The organism is Terasakiella sp. SH-1 (genome assembly GCF_004564135.1).
In the GTDB taxonomy this organism is placed as follows: domain Bacteria; phylum Pseudomonadota; class Alphaproteobacteria; order Rhodospirillales; family Terasakiellaceae; genus Terasakiella.
This window is the reverse complement of sequence record NZ_CP038255.1, coordinates 3,106,048-3,125,379: the sequence shown is the minus strand read 5'-3', so window position 1 is coordinate 3,125,379 and position 19,332 is coordinate 3,106,048. Positions and strand designations below refer to the sequence as shown.

Here is a 19,332-nt window from a genome sequence, read left to right as displayed (position 1 = left end):
GGATGGGCAGGACGGGTCAAATGATCCTCCTGCCTTTTCTTATGGTGAATGAATTCGGATATGTCACAGGGTAGTAAATTTGCAGAAATCGTAGGGAAACGGCGCATTTGGGCCGTGTCTGCCGTGCATGGTCAGCTGGAACAGCTCAAGGCTGTGCATGGGCAGCTTGCCAATCATTTCCTGCCCGGTGATGTGTTGATCTATACCGGAAACATCATGGGCCGTGGCCCGGATGTGGCGGGATGTATCAACGAGATTCTCAACTTTCGCCGTCTTGTTATTCTTCAGGATGGGGCAGAACTGGATGATGTGATCTTTTTGCGCGGCTGTCAGGAAGAAATGCTCTATAAGCTGCGCCATCTCCCCTTTGCCAAGGAACCGGAAGAAGTTTTGGTCTGGATGGCAAATCAAGGGGTTGATAGCACCCTTCGGGCTTATGGCACCAGCTGTGAGGAAGGGATTGCTGCCACCCATGATGGCATGAAAGGCGTGAGCAACTGGATGGGGATGCTCAAAAACAACATGCATAAGATGGATGGGCATGAACAATATATGGATGCTTTAAAGCGGGCTGCTTACAGCGAAGACAAGAAGCTTCTTTTTGTAAACGCCAATGTGGTGCCAGATATGCCGCTGGATGCACAAAGTGATGCCTTTTGGTGGGGCACGCAGGAATTTCGTGAACTGGATCACCCTTATAATGGATTTGAGCGCACGATTCGCGGCTATGATCACCGCCATCAGGGATTCCATATGGCAAAACACCAGCTTTGTATTGATGGTGGTTGCGGGTTGGGTGGTAAACTGGTTTGCGTCTGTTTTGAAGATAAGGGCGCTTTGGTTGAGCGGATTGAGGTTTAACTCGTTTCTTGTAAGGCGGGAATGATGATTATCTTCTAGGGTCAGTAAATGAATAGGTCCTGCCCCTAATTTCCGGCCAATTCTTCCTGTAACATTTCCAGTTCCAGCCAGCGTTCTTCACAATGATCAAGCTCGCCTTGGACTTCATTTAAGCGATCACTGGTTTTTTGGAATTTATCCGGGTTTTTCGCAAACAGGTCTGGATCAGCCATAGCGGTTTCCAGTTGTTCTTTCTCTGCTGTCAGCTTTTCCATGGTTGAAGGCAGCATATCCAGTTCACGCTGGTCTTTATAGCTGAGTTTGCCTTTGGACTTTTTCGGTTGTTCTTTTGGTTTTTCAACCGTCTTGGTTTTAATAGGTGCTACAGCCTGTTCCTTGATTTGGCGTTGACTGAGGTAATCTTCAAACCCACCGGGGTATTCCTGCACATCGCCATTGCCTTCCACTGCGATGGTGGAGGTCACAACCCGGTCCAGAAAATCACGATCGTGGCTGACAAGCAAAAGTGTGCCATCATATTCTGCGAGAACTTCCTGCAATAAATCCAGTGTTTCCATATCCAGATCGTTGGTTGGTTCATCAAGTACGAGGAAATTGGTCGGGCTTGCCAGCAGTTTGGCGAGCATCAGGCGATTTTTTTCCCCACCTGAGAGCGCATGGATGGGCTGGCGGGCCTGGCGCTCTTCAAACAGAAAATCACGCATGTAAGTGACCACATGTTTGGGCTGGTCATGGACAATAATTTGATCACCGCCCATATCGGCCAAGTAATCCCACGGGGTGGCATCTTGGGGCAGGTTATCGCGTTTCTGATCGAAATAGGCCGCTGTCAAATTAGTGCCGATTCGGATGTCGCCACTATCTGGATCCAGTTTACCTGTGAGCATTTTCAGCAAGGTGGTCTTGCCTGCTCCGTTGGGACCGATCAGACCGATTTTATCGCCGCGCATAATACGAGTGGAAAAGCCCTTGGCAATGACCTTGTCCCCAAAGGATTTATGCAGGTCTTTGGCTTCAATCACCAGCTTGCCGGAACTTTCCCCGCTTTCCACTTTCAGATTGGCTGTACCCTGCATGTGAACGCGCGCAGCCTTTTGTTGGCGCAGGTCGGCGAGTTTGCGCACCCGGCGCATGTTGCGTTTGCGCCGTGCGGTGACACCTTTGAGCATATAGCGCTCTTCTTCGGCAATTTGGATATTGATGCGGGTCAGTTCTTTTTCTTCCTCAAGCAAGACCTGCTCTACCCATTCATCAAAAAATTCATAGCCCTGTTCGGTGCGGCGAATTTTGGAACGATCCAGCCACAGCAATTGGCGTGAGAGTTTACGCAAGAATGTGCGATCGTGACTGATCATCATCATGGCACCACGGAAAGATTGTAGTTCTTCTTCCAGCCATTGGATGGTGGGGAGGTCAAGGTGGTTGGTCGGCTCATCTAACAATAAAATATCGGGTTCAGACACAAGGGCGCGGGCAATGGCCGCACGGCGTCCTTCCCCACCAGACAGGGTGGAGGTGTCGCGGTTGCCGTCCAGTTTCATGGCTTCCAGACAGATATCGACTCGGTGGGCTTCTTCTTCATGGCGTAGGCCCGCATGGACATAATCATGGACTGTTTGACCTTCGGGCATAATTGGGTCCTGAGGCAGATAGGAGACGGTGACACCGGGTTGAACAAACCGTTCGCCGTCATCTTTTTCCACCAATCCGGCAATGACTTTCATTAATGTGGATTTGCCGGAACCATTGCGCCCGACCAGACAGATGCGATCACCGGGGTGAATGGCACATTCTACCCCTTCAAACACTGGGCGGCCCCCAAATGTGACGTGGATATCGCGCAAAGTCAGAAGGGGAGGCTGGGCCATGGTCTTTTATTTCCGTCTGTCGTCGTCCTCGCGAAGGCGGGGACCTTTGTCATTAAAATATGACAAAATGTCTTAAACGGAAATCAGCATACCGTCAAAGGCAACGTCAAATTCCATCTCATCTTTTCGTGCCAAGGCTTCGGGGCCAAGATGGGTGAGGATCAGCTTGCGGGTGTGCAGATAGCCTTTATTTTGGACAAGGGTGTCATAATCCAGATGGAATTCGCATTTTTCATCAAAGTGATAGGATTCACAAATGAGCAGGTCAGCCCCATGGGCTGCGGTGGCGAGTTCTGCCGTCCATCCGGTATCACCGCTGTAGGTAATGATTTTGCCATCCACTTCAAAGCGCAAGATAAAATCATTGCCATCTAATAGATGTTTGGCTTGATAGGGATGGACTTTAACCCCGGCAATTCCTTGTTCATGACCGATTTTGAGTTCTACAAAAATCAGTTCGAAATCAATCCCTTTGTCCCAGCAACCAGGGTAAAGGGCTTGCATGGCCTCAATAGTGCGTTTTTTCACCCCATGGGGGCCGGCAATGACCAAAGGTTTCTTGCGTTTAGAGACATAACGCGCATCCATCAGAAAGAAGACCACTCCGGCAAAGTGGTCGCCATGAAGATGGCTGAGGAAGATCATATCAATGCTGTCTGGGTTAATTTCAAATTTGCGAAGCGCGACAAGTGAGGTTGCCCCGCAATCAATCAGAAAGGAGTTTTTGGCCCCGACAACATGAAAACAGGTGTTAAAACGCCCGCCTGTCCCAAAGGCGTCTCCTGTTCCTAAAAACTGAATGTCAACGAGACTCATTTCAGCTCTATCCTCTTGTCTTTAATTACTAAATGCAACATGGTCCGGGCTTGAAGTCAAGCCTCTCTACGCAGTAATGCTCTGTTGTTCTTTTAAAGGGGGCATTTTACTATTGGGAAAAGATGAAATAACCCGGTGGTAAAACATGTCTCTTTCTTATGGTCAAATTGATCAGGCTTTTCTTGAACAGTTAGTGGCCTTGACCAGCGCTGATCGTGTTTCAACGTCCCAAGCTTTGTGCGAACAACATGGCACTGATGAGTCTTACCACACAGCCAAGGCTCCGGATGTGGTGATCTTCACACTTTCTACAAAAGAAGTGGCTGAGGTGGTGAAATTATGTGCTGCACAGAAAGTGCCGATCATCCCTTATGGGACCGGAACCTCACTGGAAGGCCATGTTGCTGCCCTGCATGGCGGGGTCTGTATTGATCTGTCGCAAATGACAGAGATTGTGGAGGTTCGCCCGCAGGATTTGGATGTAACGGTTCAAGCCGGGGTGACGCGCAAGACCTTGAATGAGTATCTGCGCGATACCGGCTTGTTTTTCCCCATTGACCCCGGTGCAGATGCCTCACTGGGTGGAATGGCATCGACACGGGCCTCAGGGACCAATGCGGTGCGCTACGGCACCATGAGTGAGAATGTCCTGTCCTTAACCGTTGTTACCCCGACGGGGGATGTTGTGCGGACTTCATCGCGATCTAAAAAATCGGCAGCAGGGTATGATTTGACGCACCTTTATGTGGGATCAGAAGGCACGCTGGGCATTATTACCGAAGTGACCTTGCGCCTTTATGGTATTCCGGAAAAGATTACGGCGGCTGTCTGTCCGTTTCCCGGCTTGGAAGACGCTGTAAATATGGTGATTTCAACCATTCAATGTGGCATTCCGGTGGCCCGGATGGAGTTGCTGGATGACCGCCAGATGTATGCGGTGAATGAATATTCAAAACTGAATTATGAGGTGGCTCCGACCCTGTTCTTTGAATTTCATGGCTCGCCTTCTTCTGTGGATGAACAGGTTGAGCTGGTTAAAGATATCGCAGATGAATTTGGGGGAACCAATTTCCAATGGGCCAGTCAGGCCGAAGATCGCGACCGTTTGTGGAATGCGCGTCATAATGCCTATTATGCGGCTCTTGCCTTGAGGCCGGGGTGTAAGGGGGTATCTTCAGATGCCTGTGTGCCAATCTCCCGTTTGGCCGAGGCGATTATGCAAACCAAGCAAGACATTGAAGAGTCTTTTCTGGATGGTACGATTGTCGGCCATGTGGGGGATGGTAATTTTCATACGCTTTTCGCTTTTGATCCCGACAATGAAGAAGAATTATTGGAAGCCAAGCGCTTAAATGGCCGTATTGTAGAACGCGCCATTGCCATGGAAGGGACTTGTACAGGCGAACATGGTGTGGGTCATGGCAAGATAGATTATCTGGAAAGTGAATTTGGGAAAGGTGGTTTGGACCTGATGCGTTCAATTAAAAAAGCGATGGACCCGGATAATATTATGAATCCGGGTAAGATCGTCCGCCTTTAGGATTTTTCGAACCTGCCATAATAAGCCACCAGCATTTCAACAACCTTGTTGGCCTGTTTTAAAATATCGTCATTGGTTTGGGCAATGACATCGAAGTCTTTTTCACGGGCATCAGTTCCATTGGCGACGGCCAGCATAATGGCGCGTGGGGTTTGCCATTGGGTTTTAAGTTGGGTCAGTTCGGTGCGGATATTGAGACTGGGAGCAGGCGGGATGTTACGGGCAGGGTTGCCGTTGCGTAAATCATCCAGTGCGCTGTCAAACATCTGCACTGTTTTTAAGAGGTCTTGACGGTTCTGATCAATGTTTAGTCCATAGGAGACCAGACAAAATTCCTTGGCGGCTTTTTGTGACAGCATGCGTTGGCGCCCGGCAATGTCAATAGAACGGCTGCTTCCTGTTGCTTTTTGATCACCTGAATAGGTTCGGGCCATGGTTTCAACAACACTGTGGGCTTGTTTGAGAGCCGCCATATTCAGGGCAGCAATCATATCAACATCCAGACCGGGCTGGCTTGCACTATCTCTTAACACAGAGGCTGCAAATTTAAGCATGGTCCAGGGTTGGTCCAGCTTTTCCAATTCGGCAAGAATTTGGGGATCGGCTTCCTTTGGAAAGCCATCGGCTACATGACCATTTTTTAACAGATCATGGCTTTCATCAAAGGTTTTCATAGCTTGGGCCAGCATTTTACGATGGCCTTTTAAGTCATGATAGTTCCCGATAAAACAAGCAGCCCGTGCGATGCGTTGGCTCAACATGCGCTGACGCCCGGCAATGTTCAGCTTTTTAATCTGAATTTCATCTTGTGCGCTGGCAGGCGTTGAAAAATCACCTAGAAGTAATGAACTGCAAATGATGGCACAATGTAAAAAAAGCTTACGCATGGCTATATTTCCCTGAAAGTTCCCCAATCTTTGTAAATTAACAAAAATGAAAAACAAAGCAAGTTACCCATCTGTATATGCCATTTATGATTGTGACTTTGCGGTGTAAACCCTTTATTCGAACGCTTCATCCCATGTGCCACGGGTGGCAGCCTTGGAATATTCCGTTGCGCGGTTTTCAAAGAAGTTGGCATGTTCAACAGCGTTGAGCATGGCATCCAGCCAGGGCAGTGGGTTTTTGTCGATATTATGCTGCGCTTCAAGACCCAATTGTTCAAGGCGGCGATCCCCGATGTAGCGAATATATTGTTTCACTTCATCAGCTGTCAGCCCTTCAACCGCGCCCATTTCAAAACACAGGTCGATGAAGGCATCTTCATGTTCGATAATGGTCGCACATGCCTCATAAAGGCGGGCATGCAGTTCTTCAGTATCAATTTCCGGGTTTTCTTTGAGGAAGGTTTTATAAAGCTTGATGATGGAATTGCAGTGCAAGGTCTCATCACGTACCGACCAGGTGACAATCTGACCCATGCCCTTCATTTTATTAAGGCGTGGGAAGTTCAGCAAAATGGCGAAGCTGGCAAACAGTTGCAGCCCTTCGGTAAAGCCGCCAAATACGGCCAGTGTGGTGGCGATATCAATTTTAGACTCTACGCCGAATTTTTGCATATAGTCATATTTATCCTTCATTTCCTTATATTGAAGGAAGGCGGCATATTCAGCTTCAGGAATACCGATGGTGTCCAGCAGGTGGGAATAAGCGGCGATATGGATGGTCTCCATATTGGAAAAAGCCGCCAGCATCATCTGCACTTCGGTGGGTTGGAACACGCGGGTGTAATGACGCATGTAGCAGTTGTTTACTTCAATGTCGCTTTGGGTGAAAAAACGGAAAATCTGGGTCAGCAGATGACGTTCAGCTTCTGAAAGGTTTTTATGCCAGTCTTTTACATCGTCAGCCAGCGGCACTTCTTCTGGCAACCAGTGGATTTTCTGCTGGGTTTCCCAGGCTTCGTAACACCAGGGGTAGCTGAACGGCTTATAGACGGGATTTGCATCCAGAAGGGACATTGAAAATCTCCAGGTCGTCCTCGCATATACGGGGACCTTGTGAAACAGGGAAGAAGGCCCCCGCATAGACGAGGGCGACATTTACATTACTGGCAGGCCAGACATTCTTCGTATTTATTGTCATCATTGGCTAAAGGCAAGCGCGGATTATCCGGTGTCTCAACTTTTTCCAACAAGGTCTTGAGCGTATCGGGCATATGATCCTTGGTCGCAACCACTTCAGCACGCTGGATGGATTTGGAGCGACAGTAATACAAGCTCTTCAAGCCCCGTTTCCATGCCTGATAATGTAGTTGATGCAGGTCACGTTTGTGGATGTCAGCGGGCAGGAACAGGTTGACGGATTGGGCCTGATCAATGAATTGTGCACGATCAGCCGCCAAATCAACCACCCAGATTTGATCCAGTTCGAAGGATGTCTTAAAGACGTCTTTTTCATCGTCACTCAAGAAATCAAGATGTTGCACGGAGCCTTCATTCACGGTGATGGATGTCCAGGTGTCTTCATCATTTTTACCATGTTCTTCCAGAACCTTGGCAAGATACGGGTTGCGTACATTGAAAGACCCAGACAAGGTTTTGTGCATATAGCTGTTGGCTGCAACTGGTTCGATCCCTGGGCTTGAACCACCACAGATGATGGAGATAGAGGCCGTTGGTGCAATAGCTGTTTTACAGGAAAAACGTGCCTTGATGCCGTATTCTTCCGCATCCGGGCAGGAGCCGCGCTCATCAGCCAGAATTTCGGAAGCCTCATCCGCTTTTTTCTGGATATGGGCAAAGATATTGCGGTTCCAGGCTTTGGCTAAGGCCGATTCAAACGGCACGCTATTTTTTTGTAATAGGGAATGGAAGCCCATAACGCCAAGACCGACGCTACGTTCGCGCATGGCGGAATATTTCGCACGTTCCATTTCATTCGGGGCATTCTGGATGAAATCTTCCAGCACATTATCAAGGAAACGCATGATATCTTCGATAAAGCGTGGATTGTCTTTCCAAGCCTCATAATTGGCGAGGTTGAGTGAAGACAGGCAGCAAACAGCTGTGCGTTCTTCACCGTGATGGTCAATCCCGGTGGGCAGGGTAATTTCAGCACACAGGTTGGAGGTTTTTACCGTCAGGCCCGCCAGCTTGTGATGTTCCGGCAAGGCCATATTCACATGATCGGAATAAACGATATAAGGCTCCCCGGTTTCAATGCGTGCGGTCAGGATACGAATCCACAAATCACGCGCTTTGACCGTGCGCATAACGGTGCCATCATGCGGGGAGATCAGTTTCCATTCCTCATCATTTTCAACGGCGCGCATGAATTTGTCAGACAGCAAGACGCCATGATGCAGATTTGGGGTCTTGCGGTTGGGGTCGCCACCCGTTGGGCGGCGAAGTTCGATGAATTCTTCCATTTCCGGGTGGTGGTCCGGCAGGTACACAGCCGCAGAACCACGACGAAGGGACCCCTGGGAAATCGCCAGCGTCATGGAATCCATCACACGGATGAAGGGGACCACACCGGATGTTTTACCTACACGACCGACCTTTTCCCCGATGGAACGCAGATTGCCCCAGTAAGAACCAATGCCGCCCCCTTTGGCTGCGAGCCAGACATTTTCCGTCCACAGGCCAACGATACCATCAAGGCTGTCATTGGCTTCGTTCAAGAAACAGGAAATGGGCAAGCCGCGTGTCGTGCCCCCATTGGACAGGATCGGGGTGGAGGGCATGAACCACAGGCGGCTCATATAATCATAAATACGCTGGGCGTGGGCATCATTGTCGCCGTAAGCAGAAGCAACACGGCCAAACAGGTCTTGATAGCTTTCTTCCGGCATCAGGTAACGGTCTGCCAATACTGATTTACCGAAATCAGTCAAATGAGCATCCCGAGCATGGTCTACATGAACCTGTGCTCCGCCTTGGACCTGCACCACATCAAGCATACTTGATTCCACGATCTTACGCCTCCGCAAAAATAACGTATTTATTCATAATCATAGGCACGAAACGACCTGTTGGATGAATGACGCCTCATTCACCTTGTTTCGCAACACTAAATTTTAAGGGTGGTTTCGTTTTAAGGCGAAACCTTGATTGTTTTTATGGGGTGTTCATACGGGGGCTGGATTCACGCATCGACCGCCTGTCCCAAATGGTGAGACGGCGGTCGTCTAATCGACGCGAATATGTTCGCATCTGAAAAGGAAAAAGCCACTCAAATTCGGCGGAATTCGGTGGTTTTTTCTATTGCTCTGTCCATATGATGAACGGGCCTCATGTCTAGATATTGTGTGTCTGAGCGCTTAATGTCAACAAATTATAGTGGTTGTTTCCATTTTTTTGACGCCAATAAAATTCCGCTTTCAAAACGGGGCGCACAAAGCCTGAGGTTTTGAAAAATTGCTTTATTTGAAAAGAGCGACAGCGCGTGTGATGCCTTCTTCGATCTCTGTTTGGATCTCTTCGCCCAAAAAGACACCATCTTCTTCCTGTTTAACCTTGAGATTGGCGACTTCCCTGAGGATTGCGTCAATTTCGTGGATCACTTCCTTGGCGTTCCCGTCTAATTTCTCACCTTGACGCTTTAAAAGATTCTCTGATGCCTGAATCCGTTTGCCTACTTTTGAAGAGTGGATCGTTTCATGGGCAAAGAAATAATCCGTCAGGGCCTGATGCAGGGTTTCTGAATTGATCGGGATAGATTTTAAAATAGCCAAAAGGTATTTGGCATGTTCCATGGGGCGACGGCGCAGCTCATCCATGGTCAGGGGCAGGCGGTCGACAACAAAGTTTTGAGACATGCAGGCGGCTTGCAGCATATTCACATCAAACTGATTTTTGCGGCAGAACAAGGTCATAATGACAAGATCAAAGAAGATGTTGTCATAGAATTTATAAAGCCGGTTCAGATTGGTGATCACCGGGCCGACATCGGGCTCTTCCTGCTGGTTTACAATCTGCTTAATACATTCATATTCCGCATTAAACTGTTTTTCACTGAGCTGTAAGGCATAAGAAATCAGACTGAAACTGAAATGCTGGGTCAGGTCAAAGACACCCTTGCTCTCAAGAGATTGCCATTCCCTGTGAATGCGAATGGGATTTCTATCAGGCAGGTTTGCAGCCTTTTTAACCGGGGCTTTTTTGGTTTCCTTTTTCCCAAAGGAGAAGACTTTTTTCAGGCTGGAGCCAATGCCACCTGATGAATCCTGCGTTTTCTTCGGACCAATAATTTTAATTTCTTGGGGCAAGCCTGCAATTCCGGCCTGTGCGATTTCCCCGGCCCAGTCATCAAAGGCCAGACCGATAATCCCCATAATATCGCGGTGATAGTCTTCGCTATACATTTGGCGGATGGCATCATCGCTGTCGTCCTTGTCTGTGTGAATATAGACACGACGGCTAAACAGGTCGCGTTTTTCTTCAACCAGATCGACAAAGGGTTGATAGAGGATTTCAGGAAAAGCCGGGGACAGTAAAAAGAAAATGGGTACCCCATCTTCATGGATGTCGCTGACCAGTTTTTGTTTACGCCCGTCTGCAACAACATGATCCCCGCGCATGAAGGCAAGGCGTTCACAGATTTTTTTATAGGCGTAGTCAATGAGGATTTTTTCTTCACGGGGGTAAAGGAAGCCTTTGGGGTCAAAAACTTCTTCCTCTTCTTCTATACCCTCGTTTGCGGCGGTAGGGGGTTCTTGCTCAGGTGTGTTGGAAGCCGATTTTGCCTTCTCTTCTTCAGCTTTGGCTGCTGCTACCTTTTTGGCCTCTTGAATGCGGGCAATGGTGTTGGTCAGGCCCATTTCCAGTTCATTGGCCCGTTTCTTGGCAAAGTCGGTAAATTCCTTGTCTTTAAAACTCAGGCATTGTTCAAGAAACCCCAGCGAGGTTTGGACCTTAAGCAAGGTTGCAGGGGGCAAGTCCCCTTCTTCATGATTGGACAGTTCAGACAAGACTTGCGTGACCGCAGCATCAATGGTTGTGATCAGGGTGCTTTTGTCGGTGCCAGGGGGCAGGCTGGCAAGGGAGATAAAGGCTGCATTGCCGTTGCCGGAAGACGCAGGCGTAGCCGTTTTTTTGTCTTCGTTTGGTGTGGTCGTTTCCATCCCAATCCCTGTAAAGAGTATCTCGTTTTCTAGAATTATGATCTTGAAACAAGGTTTTATCAACCCTTACTGGATCATTATCGGGTAATTTATTCCGAAAAAAGTTATTAATTCATATATTCTCGCAATATTGATGTATATAATTGATTTTAATCATCTAACTCTCTTTCTGAGTGGCGTCACAATCGGGTGCTGTTTTGACGCTGGTATATTCACGCTAGGATGCATAAAAAAGTGAAAAAGATTCTGATTGGTCTTGGCAGTGTTATTGCTTTATTCGCCGTCGCTGTTTTAGTTGTTCCCGGATTTATTGACTGGTCCGGTTATCGGGCGCAAATCGCGCAGGAAGTTAAAAAAGCAACCCAGCGTGATTTGCTGATTGGTGGGGATATTTCACTTTCCTTGCTGCCTTCCCCGGTTCTAAAAGTCAGTGATGTCCATTTTGCCAATGCAAAAGGGGCACAAAGCCCGGATATGTTTTCAGCCCGTCAGGTCGATGTGCGTGTGGCGTTGATGCCGCTGCTTGGCGGTACAATTCATGTGCAATCCATCCGGATGATCAAGCCGGTTATCAATCTGGAAATTTTGGCCGATGGGCGCGGGAACTGGGTCTTTGAGCCCGCTGATGTCGGCGATAAGATCAGCACGCCAACCAGAAGTGATGAACCTTCTTTTCAGGATGCTGAAAAGGTTGAAGATTATTCGCTCCCTCTTCAGATTGATGACTTCATTATTGAAGACGGCACCTTGTTTTTCAGCAACCCGGCACAAGCCGTGCGTGAAGAGATTACTGATATTAACAGCCGTTTTGCCATTGGTGCATTGAACGGGCCGTTTGAGGCCGCAGCCACCATGAAAATCCGGGGTATCCCTGTGGGGCTTGAAGGGTCTGTTGGGCAGGTTGTTTATGGGCGCACGGCTTCTTTTGCCAGCCAGATCACGCTTGCACATGGCAATGTGTCGTCTCGTTTTACCGGAACATTTGTCAATCTTTCTGAGGGGCCGAAGGTGAAGGGCAAAATCACCATGACAGGGGAAAGTCTGGCGGGGATGTTAAGCGCCTTTGATGGTCGCACAGAACAGCCCGGTGGTTTAAATCGTGCCTTTAGTCTTGATGGCGAAATCAGTGCAACCTCTAAAAGCCTGTCGTTTGGTGAAGATGGTTTGACGCTTTCCCTTGGGCAAGACCGGGGGATGTTGCAGCTCACTTATAAGGAGGAGGGGCAAAAGACCCTTGAGGCTCAAGCGTCTTTCAGCAAAATTGACGCAGATGCCTGGATTGAGGCCAAACCTTATCAAGTCATTGCGCCCGCCCCGCTTAAGAGGGTGATTACCCCTTCCAATTTATCAGAGGGACGTTCAGGTTCACGTGTTTCTGCTGTCTTGGATAGCCCCAAACGTGAAATGCCAGCGCTAAAAAAAGAAGCTTCCTCCTTTTCATTGCCGACAGACCTTGAGGCTCGGCTTGCCTTGAATGTGGAAGCCTTGATACTGAAAGATGATGCGGTGCGTCAGTTACAGGTTGCTGCCTCGTTGAATGAGGGGGCGGTTGCATTGGAACGATTTTCGGCACTATTGCCCGGTGCTGGTGAGGTCAATCTGGTCGGTGTGGCCGGTGCGCGTGAGGGAGAGCTGCAATTTGATGGTTCGCTGGATGTCAATATCACCCATTTGCGCGGTATGTTGAAATGGCTGGATGTAGATGTTGCTTCTGTGCAGGCAGGTCGTTTGCAACAACTGGCCCTGACGTCCCAAATTGCGGCCAATAGCGAGAATATTCGTCTCTATGATGTACTGGCCCGGATGGATGGGTCCACAGTCAAGGGGGCTTCAACTATTGCCTTGCGCAGCCGCCCGTCTTTTGGGGCAAGCCTTGCATTGGATCGTTTAAATGCGGATGCCTATTTGGCTTCGCCCGTATCGGTTCAACCGGTGCCTTCTTCTGTTACCAGTTCGTCGACAACCGCTGAGCCGACTTCTGTCAAACAGGCACCTGTTTCGGCTTCTCCGTTTAAAGCCCTGAAGCTTCTGAAAGAATTTGATGCGAATTTAAATTTGACCGCAGGTCAGATTACCTATCAAAAACAGAATGTAAAAAATGTCGTGTTGAATGCGACAATCTATAATGGCGGGGTGGAAATTCAAAAGGCATCTGTCGGCTCTTTAGCCGGGGTGTCGATTGCAGCATCAGGGGCATTAAAGCCGGACGAAAATGGCTTGAATGCTGACAACCTCAGTGTCAGTGCTTCGGGGAAAAGCTTTGTCGGGGCTGCGCGTATGTTTGGGGCTGGGCAGGTTCTGAACTGGAAAAAGATAGGCCCGCTTTCTGCAAAGGCAACATTGAATGGCAACCTGTTGGCACCGGATGTTGATTTACATCTGAATGGGCTGGGGACAAGTGTCATTGTTGCTGGACAGGTAGATGCCTTGCCTGTCCCTAAGGGCGAGGCAAGCGTGAACCTGCAAATTGCTGATTTGTCAAAATTGACAAGGGGATTGGGGCTTTCTTATCAGCCTTCTGCTCGTGTAGGCGGGATTGATCTGAATAGCGATGTGATTTTTGATCTTTCACAGGTCTCTTTGAAAAATATCACCGGGCAAGTGGGGCCTACCAGTGTAAGTGGGGATATGCTTTATAAGCAAGGGACAAAGCCTTATGTTAATATGGCTTTAAAGATGGGGCAGTTGCGCCTTGATCCCTTTATGGCAAAACAAACATCGGTTCCTCAAAACAGGTCTGTGGCACATAATAATCGCCCCTCTTCTACCTCTACAGTGCCGCGCAGCACAAATCTTTCGTCGCGTTGGTCGCAAGAGCCGATTGACCTGTCAATGCTGTCCTCTGTCGATGCGGATATTCATCTGAAAATTGCAGCCTTGTTGCGCAAAAAAATGAAGGCGGAAAATCTGGAAATTAAAGCGCAGCAAAAAGAGGGTGTGCTGGTGATTGAACAGGCTCGTGGTGATGTTTTTGGTGGGGAGATTTCAGCCACTTCCAAAATTGTGGGACAGCAACAGGCACAGATTGAAACACAGCTCAAGGCCCGTGGGATAAAGCTCAAACAGTTCTTAACGCAAACAGGTTCCAAGACACAGGCTGATGGTGGTGTTTCTGGAACAGCGCATTTATCAACCGTGGGAATAAGCGAGTTTGATCTGGTGTCCAACCTGAAAGGACAAGCGGATTTGGCTTTGCAAAAAGTCTCGGTCGGGGGCAAAGGGAAACAGGGCTCGCCACTGGATATTCTGAATCTTTTGGCTGTCTTGTCCGGGACAAATCCGGCCAAGGGGCTCGCAGATGTGAATGCCAAAGTCGATATTACCCAAGGTGTGGCCCGGTTAAGGCAGGCAGTTTTGTCATCCAAGATCGCAAACGGGTCGGCTACAGGGTCGGTTGATTTGCCACGTTGGTTCGTGGATGTATCAGGCCAGTTGAAGATGCAGCAAAATGCCTTGGTCGGATTAATCGCTCAACAGGCGAAGATGAAACAGGATTATCCTTTTTCCATTAAGGGACAATTGGATGTCCCTAACGTCAAGCTGGATACAGGGGGTGTTTCCAGTGGGGGGGGCTTGATTATTCCTTTACCAGATAATCTTGAGCAAAAAGGGTATGGGACTCTTATTCGCGGGCTGTTAGGTAAAGGCGGGGTCAAAACATCTGCTCCACAACAAGAGACACCCCCCATTCAGCCACCGGCATCTGGGGGAACGATGGCACCGCCCCCTCCACCCCCGTCTTCTTCACAACAACAAAATCAGCCACCTTCAATGGAACAGCAGTTATTGCAGGGCTTGGGGGATTTATTGCGCAGATGATAAGCGGTCTTTATTTCACGTAAGCTTGAAGCTTTTCGCGTAAATCATTGGGGAGGGGCCGTGATTTTTCATTTTCAGTATCAGCCCAAACCAGAACATTTTCGATGGTGCTGAAACATTTGTCGTTACAGAATAAGCCTTGTTCAATCACGACGGAAGAATTCCCAAGGCGGCGCACCACATTGCCAATGCGCACCTCGCCGGGGTAATAGGCTGCTGCCAGATAATTGATGGTCAGTTTGGCAATTACCCAGCCGATGCCCGTTCCTGCAGTGCATCCGGGATAAAGGGTTTCAAGGAAATCAACCCGACCACTTTCTGAATAGGTGGCAAAAGCGGCATTGTTGACATGGCCGAGGCGATCAAGATCGGCAAAGCGGATTTTTTCATCCGTCCAGTAGGTATAGACTTCCGGGTTTGTCAGTTCTAGATCACTCATTGTTTGCGCTTTCTACAATATCATTTGAAACTTTCAAGTTGAAGTTTATATGGAATGTAGCGCTTCCAAAAAAGGATAAAAGTGCTTTGAGTTGCAATGTTTCCTGTTAAATGGGCATTTAAATCGTATGAAATGGTGATTTGAGGCTGGTAAAATCGGGGAATTTCCTATAGTGTCCGGCGCAAAGAAATATGAGTGTTTTGTGACACTGATAAATCATATGAAATTTAGGGGATAGCCGCAGCTTGCGGCGGCATCATATTTTAGCTGGAGAAGGCTGTGAAGGCGATTAAACCTGTACTTATTTCCGGACGCGAAGTTCACCCGATTATCGAAGGGGGGAAAGGCGTTGCTGTTTCTAACGGACGAAGCGCTGGTGCCTTTGCCGCAGCAGGTTGTGTGGGCACATTCTCCGGTGTGAATCCTGACTCTTATGATGCGGACGGCAATGCGATCCCGCAGGTTTATCACAGCAAAACCCGTAAAGAACGTTTTGAAGAACTGATTGCCTATGCCATTGAAGGCGGCATTGCCCAAGCGCGCATTGCTCATGAAGCGTCTAATGGTGAAGGCCGTTTGCATATGAATACCTTGTGGGAAGCTGGCGGCACAGAACGCATCATCCATGGTGTTCTGGAAGGGGCCAAGGGTCTGATCCACGGGGTAACTTGTGGTGCGGGTATGCCTTATAAAATGGCTGAAATTGCGGCCCAGTATAATGTGTATTATTACCCGATCGTCTCAAGCATGCGGGCTTTTCGTGCGTTGTGGAAACGGTCTTATTCCAAACATGCCGGCTTGCTTGGCGGTGTGGTTTATGAAGACCCGTGGAAAGCTGGTGGTCACAATGGCCTGTCTAATGCAGAACGTCATGATGAACCGCAAGACCCCTATCCACGTGTGGCTGAAATCCGCAAGTTCATGAATTCAGTTGGCTTGAATGATGTACCGGTTGTGATGGCCGGTGGTGTTTGGTATCTGCGTGATTGGGATCAATGGATTGATAATCCGGAGATCGGGCCGGTGGCCTTCCAGTTTGGTTCGCGCCCGCTCTTGACTAAAGAAAGCCCGGTGCCGGATGAATGGAAGCAACGCTTATTGAACCTGAAAGAAGGTGATGTATCGCTCAATAAATACAGCCCGACAGGTTTCTATTCTTCACAGCTGAATAACGACTTCCTGAAAGAACTTGGTGAACGTGCTGCACGTCAGGTGGCGTTTTCGCGTCAGGCAACAGAAGAGTTGACGGGGGAAGTCAAGGTCGGCGCACGTGGTCGTTCCATTTTTGTCCCGGCTGATAAGCAAGGCGATGTGGAAGGCTGGATTGCAGCAGGCTTTACAGAAGGCATGCGCACACCGGATGAAACCATGATTTTTGTCACGCCGGAACGTTCGCAGGAAATTCTGGCGGATCAGGCGGGCTGTATGGGTTGTTTGTCGGCTTGTGGTTTCTCCAACTGGGCGGATAACGAAAAGAATACAACGGGCCGTTTGGCGGATCCGCGTTCTTTCTGTATTCAGAAAACCCTGCAAGATATTGCTCATGGCGGGTCTGTTGATAACAATCTGGCGTTTGCGGGGCATAATGCCTTTAAATTTGCTGATGATCCCCTGTTCCAGGATGGCCGTAACGGTAATTTCCCAACAGTTGCTCAATTGGTTGAGCAAATTCTTAAAGGCGACTAAAGAAAAATCTATATAATTTGACCTGCGTCAAGTGAACCGCTAATGGTTTCTGACATATTCGCTGCAAAGTTTAAGCATTCTAATTAAAAAATACGTACATTTACGTACAGAATGTTCAGCAGCAAACAAGAGAAACATAGGTGGATTCAATGGAAAAAGTACGTCCTTTCAGTCATGCATTAGATCGTCTTCGTGATGCGGGTTTGCGCCCGACGCGTCAGCGTCTGGCTTTGGCAAAATTGCTCTTTGATGAATGTGATCGTCATATTACGGCTGAACAGCTTCATTCTGAGGCTTTGGCGGGCAATATCCGTGTTTCTTTGGCAACGGTTTATAATACCTTGCACCAATTTACAGAGGCAGGCTTGCTGCGCGAAATCGTGGTCGATGCCGGGCGTTCTTATTTTGACACCAACACCTCATGCCATCACCATTTCTTTGATGAAAGCACAGGCGTTTTGTCTGATGTGCCAGAGGGGCAGCTTCAGGTCACAGGTGTACCGACACCACCTGACGGTTCGCAGGTTGAAAGCGTTGATGTCGTCGTGCGTATCCGCGCTGCGTCATAATTCGAAGAGAGCTGTCTCTTTCGAATGTAAAGCCGGGTTCTGGGGGGGACCCGGCTTTTCTTTTGGTGCCAAATCTGAAATTATGTATATTAATGTATGTAATCAAATTTCTGGTTGGGTTGATGAAGAAACTGTCACAAGCGATATTTTGTTTTTTGATTGCAGGGGTGTGGGCCTCTCAGGCACTTGCTTCTGACTTGCGTGTCATGGGCCATCGTATTCCGCCCTTTAGCATGCATGATGATCAAGGCGGTGTGGTCGGTTTTTCGGCTGAACTATTTCGTGCTGCATTTGCTGATTTTGATGGCATTGGTAAAAATCATTATATCATTCCGGTGACATTTAATCGGCTTTATGTGGATTTACAACGGGCGAAGCGTCGGGTTGGCATTACCATTGGGCGTAACGAAAAACGCGAAAAACTGTTTAAATGGGTGGGGCCTTATACCTCGGTTCATCTGGGGGTCATTGCCAAAAAAGACAATCACTTTCATCCGGAAACCGTGCAGGATTTTCAAGGAAAGACAATCGCAACGGTTGAAAAAACCGCTCCAGAACAGGCCCTTAAAAAAATGGGCGTGCCGGAAGGTGTATTGCAGCCGGGCCTTTATCCTTTAAAAGCTTTACAGAAACTGACCAGTGGTCGTGCTGATTTTATGGCCTATCCTTTGGAGGGAGCCTCTTATTTAATGCGGCAAAACAATATTGATGCAAGCGATTATGAAGAGGTTTTTCGTTTGCGCAAAATTCAGCTTTATTTTGCTTTTAGCCAAGACATCAGTGATAGTGAAATAGCACGTTACCAACGCTACCTGGATGATTTCCTGAAAACCCCTGCTTTTCATGCGTTAAAGGAAAAATATGTATTGGATGGCATCCATAAACATATTGCCCATGATTAAGATTATTCTGTAACGGCCAGATCCATTTTTTCAAGGTTAAGGCGGGCGGTTTCAGCTGTATCGCTGTTGGGGGCCAGCTCAATCGCAGCCAGCCAATCTTTGCGTGCTAAATCATTTTTGTGATCAATACGATGGAGCATGCCGCGTTCAAGGTAGGCTTCGCTATGGGATGGATCAAGCGTGAGCGCGTGGTTAATATCGTTTAAAGCCTTTTCAAATTCTTCTGTCAGTCGATAGATTGTGCCTCGAAAAACAAAGGCATCAACATGTGCTTTGTGAAGGGTAATCGCCTTGTTGAGGTCATCCAGTGCGTCTTTATAATGGTGTTGTGTGCTGCGAATATGGGCGCGATCTACATAAAGATTTGCATTATGTTGATCCAGAGTAATCGCTGTGGTTAGCACGGCACGTGCCCGGTCCAGTTCATCGGCCAGAAACCATCCTTGTGCAGCTTGGGCCAGAATTTGTGCTTTGAATTCTTTGGGCCTGCGTGAATAATCGGCCAGCTCTTCCAAACGTTCAGCTCCGGTTTTATAACGTTTCATATTGATCAGGGCGGTTCCGATACAATGTTCAGCAGCTTCACCGCCACCCAGACTTTTCCAGGTCAGGGCGCTGTCAAAAGCTTCTTCCGGGGCGTTGCGCACCAGCTCCATACAGGCGTGATACTGATGGGCGTGATCAATGGTTTCGCTTTGGGCCGTGTTTATGCTTGAAAACAAAATGCCACATGCCATAAGAAAAGCCTGACGTTTCACCACAAAT

14 protein-coding genes are annotated in these 19,332 nt (G+C 48.4%); 6 read left to right on the top strand and 8 right to left on the bottom strand.

Annotation, left to right across the window (positions count from 1 at the left end; genetic code table 11):
• Positions 1-60 precede the first annotated feature (60 nt).
• Positions 61-861: a hypothetical protein gene (locus E4K71_RS14720; RefSeq protein WP_135080901.1), complete on the top strand. Its 801-nt coding sequence runs from the start codon at positions 61-63 to the stop codon at positions 859-861.
• Positions 862-926: 65 nt separating this feature from the next.
• Here the strand turns inward: E4K71_RS14720 and E4K71_RS14715 are convergent, their stop codons facing one another.
• Together E4K71_RS14715 and E4K71_RS14710 are read right to left on the bottom strand one after the other, a co-directional pair.
• Positions 927-2,729 carry an ATP-binding cassette domain-containing protein gene (locus E4K71_RS14715; protein ID WP_135080899.1) on the bottom strand — a complete coding sequence of 601 codons (1,803 nt, stop codon included), beginning with the start codon at positions 2,727-2,729 and terminating at the stop codon, positions 927-929.
• Between the two features lie 72 nt (positions 2,730-2,801).
• Positions 2,802-3,545: an MBL fold metallo-hydrolase gene (locus tag E4K71_RS14710; RefSeq protein WP_135080897.1), complete on the bottom strand. Its 744-nt coding sequence runs from the start codon at positions 3,543-3,545 to the stop codon at positions 2,802-2,804.
• 145 nt (positions 3,546-3,690) lie between these two features.
• Here E4K71_RS14710 and E4K71_RS14705 point away from each other — a divergent pair, with 145 nt between their 5' ends.
• A complete protein-coding gene (locus E4K71_RS14705) occupies positions 3,691-5,085 on the top strand; it encodes an FAD-linked oxidase C-terminal domain-containing protein (RefSeq protein ID WP_135080895.1) in 1,395 nt (464 codons plus the stop codon).
• Here the strand turns inward: E4K71_RS14705 and E4K71_RS14700 are convergent.
• The 4 genes from E4K71_RS14700 to E4K71_RS14685 all read right to left on the bottom strand — a co-directional run bounded on the left by E4K71_RS14700 (position 5,082) and on the right by E4K71_RS14685 (position 11,152).
• Entirely contained in the window at positions 5,082-5,972 is an 891-nt protein-coding gene (locus E4K71_RS14700; RefSeq protein ID WP_135080893.1) for a type IV pili methyl-accepting chemotaxis transducer N-terminal domain-containing protein, read from the bottom strand. The genes E4K71_RS14705 and E4K71_RS14700 overlap by 4 nt on opposite strands.
• A gap of 114 nt (positions 5,973-6,086) precedes the next feature.
• Positions 6,087-7,046 (bottom strand): ribonucleotide-diphosphate reductase subunit beta, encoded by a 960-nt coding sequence (locus E4K71_RS14695; protein WP_135080891.1) that lies wholly within the window; start codon positions 7,044-7,046, stop codon positions 6,087-6,089.
• A gap of 86 nt (positions 7,047-7,132) precedes the next feature.
• Positions 7,133-8,989: a ribonucleoside-diphosphate reductase subunit alpha gene (locus tag E4K71_RS14690; protein ID WP_135082089.1), complete on the bottom strand. Its 1,857-nt coding sequence runs from the start codon at positions 8,987-8,989 to the stop codon at positions 7,133-7,135.
• A gap of 462 nt (positions 8,990-9,451) precedes the next feature.
• Positions 9,452-11,152, bottom strand: coding sequence for a hypothetical protein (locus E4K71_RS14685; protein WP_135080889.1), 1,701 nt, complete (start codon positions 11,150-11,152; stop codon positions 9,452-9,454).
• Positions 11,153-11,386: 234 nt separating this feature from the next.
• Between E4K71_RS14685 and E4K71_RS14680 the strand changes: the two genes are divergently transcribed.
• Positions 11,387-14,971, top strand: a complete 3,585-nt coding sequence (locus tag E4K71_RS14680) for an AsmA family protein (protein WP_167730604.1) — start codon at positions 11,387-11,389, stop codon at positions 14,969-14,971.
• A gap of 10 nt (positions 14,972-14,981) precedes the next feature.
• Here E4K71_RS14680 and E4K71_RS14675 read toward each other — a convergent pair whose 3' ends face one another.
• A complete protein-coding gene (locus E4K71_RS14675) occupies positions 14,982-15,410 on the bottom strand; it encodes a thioesterase family protein (protein WP_135080885.1) in 429 nt (142 codons plus the stop codon).
• Between the two features lie 279 nt (positions 15,411-15,689).
• Here E4K71_RS14675 and E4K71_RS14670 point away from each other — a divergent pair, with 279 nt between their 5' ends.
• The 3 genes from E4K71_RS14670 to E4K71_RS14660 all read left to right on the top strand — a co-directional run bounded on the left by E4K71_RS14670 (position 15,690) and on the right by E4K71_RS14660 (position 18,567).
• Entirely contained in the window at positions 15,690-17,096 is a 1,407-nt protein-coding gene (locus E4K71_RS14670; RefSeq protein ID WP_135080883.1) for a nitronate monooxygenase, read from the top strand.
• A 149-nt stretch (positions 17,097-17,245) separates the two neighbouring features.
• Positions 17,246-17,665, top strand: coding sequence for an iron response transcriptional regulator IrrA (irrA, locus tag E4K71_RS14665; RefSeq protein WP_135080881.1), 420 nt, complete (start codon positions 17,246-17,248; stop codon positions 17,663-17,665).
• Positions 17,666-17,757: 92 nt separating this feature from the next.
• Positions 17,758-18,567, top strand: a complete 810-nt coding sequence (locus tag E4K71_RS14660) for a transporter substrate-binding domain-containing protein (RefSeq protein ID WP_135080879.1) — start codon at positions 17,758-17,760, stop codon at positions 18,565-18,567.
• Positions 18,568-18,569: 2 nt separating this feature from the next.
• Here E4K71_RS14660 and E4K71_RS14655 read toward each other — a convergent pair whose 3' ends face one another.
• Positions 18,570-19,325 (bottom strand): tetratricopeptide repeat protein, encoded by a 756-nt coding sequence (locus E4K71_RS14655; RefSeq protein WP_135080877.1) that lies wholly within the window; start codon positions 19,323-19,325, stop codon positions 18,570-18,572.
• Positions 19,326-19,332: the final 7 nt, after the last annotated feature.

Bases quoted from the DNA above. Each gene is read 5' to 3' on its own strand.
- E4K71_RS14695 (WP_135080891.1), bottom strand. From the start codon at position 7,046: ATGTCCCTTCTGGATGCAAATCCCGTCTATAAGCCGTTCAGCTACCCC.
- E4K71_RS14690 (WP_135082089.1), bottom strand. From the start codon at position 8,989: ATGCTTGATGTGGTGCAGGTCCAAGGCGGAGCACAGGTTCATGTAGAC.
- E4K71_RS14715 (WP_135080899.1), bottom strand. From the start codon at position 2,729: ATGGCCCAGCCTCCCCTTCTGACTTTGCGCGATATCCACGTCACATTT.
- E4K71_RS14705 (WP_135080895.1), top strand. From the start codon at position 3,691: ATGTCTCTTTCTTATGGTCAAATTGATCAGGCTTTTCTTGAACAGTTA.
- E4K71_RS14675 (WP_135080885.1), bottom strand. From the start codon at position 15,410: ATGAGTGATCTAGAACTGACAAACCCGGAAGTCTATACCTACTGGACG.
- irrA (WP_135080881.1), top strand. From the start codon at position 17,246: ATGGAAAAAGTACGTCCTTTCAGTCATGCATTAGATCGTCTTCGTGAT.
- E4K71_RS14660 (WP_135080879.1), top strand. From the start codon at position 17,758: ATGTATGTAATCAAATTTCTGGTTGGGTTGATGAAGAAACTGTCACAA.
- E4K71_RS14710 (WP_135080897.1), bottom strand. From the start codon at position 3,545: ATGAGTCTCGTTGACATTCAGTTTTTAGGAACAGGAGACGCCTTTGGG.
- E4K71_RS14720 (WP_135080901.1), top strand. From the start codon at position 61: ATGTCACAGGGTAGTAAATTTGCAGAAATCGTAGGGAAACGGCGCATT.
- E4K71_RS14685 (WP_135080889.1), bottom strand. From the start codon at position 11,152: ATGGAAACGACCACACCAAACGAAGACAAAAAAACGGCTACGCCTGCG.
- E4K71_RS14700 (WP_135080893.1), bottom strand. From the start codon at position 5,972: ATGCGTAAGCTTTTTTTACATTGTGCCATCATTTGCAGTTCATTACTT.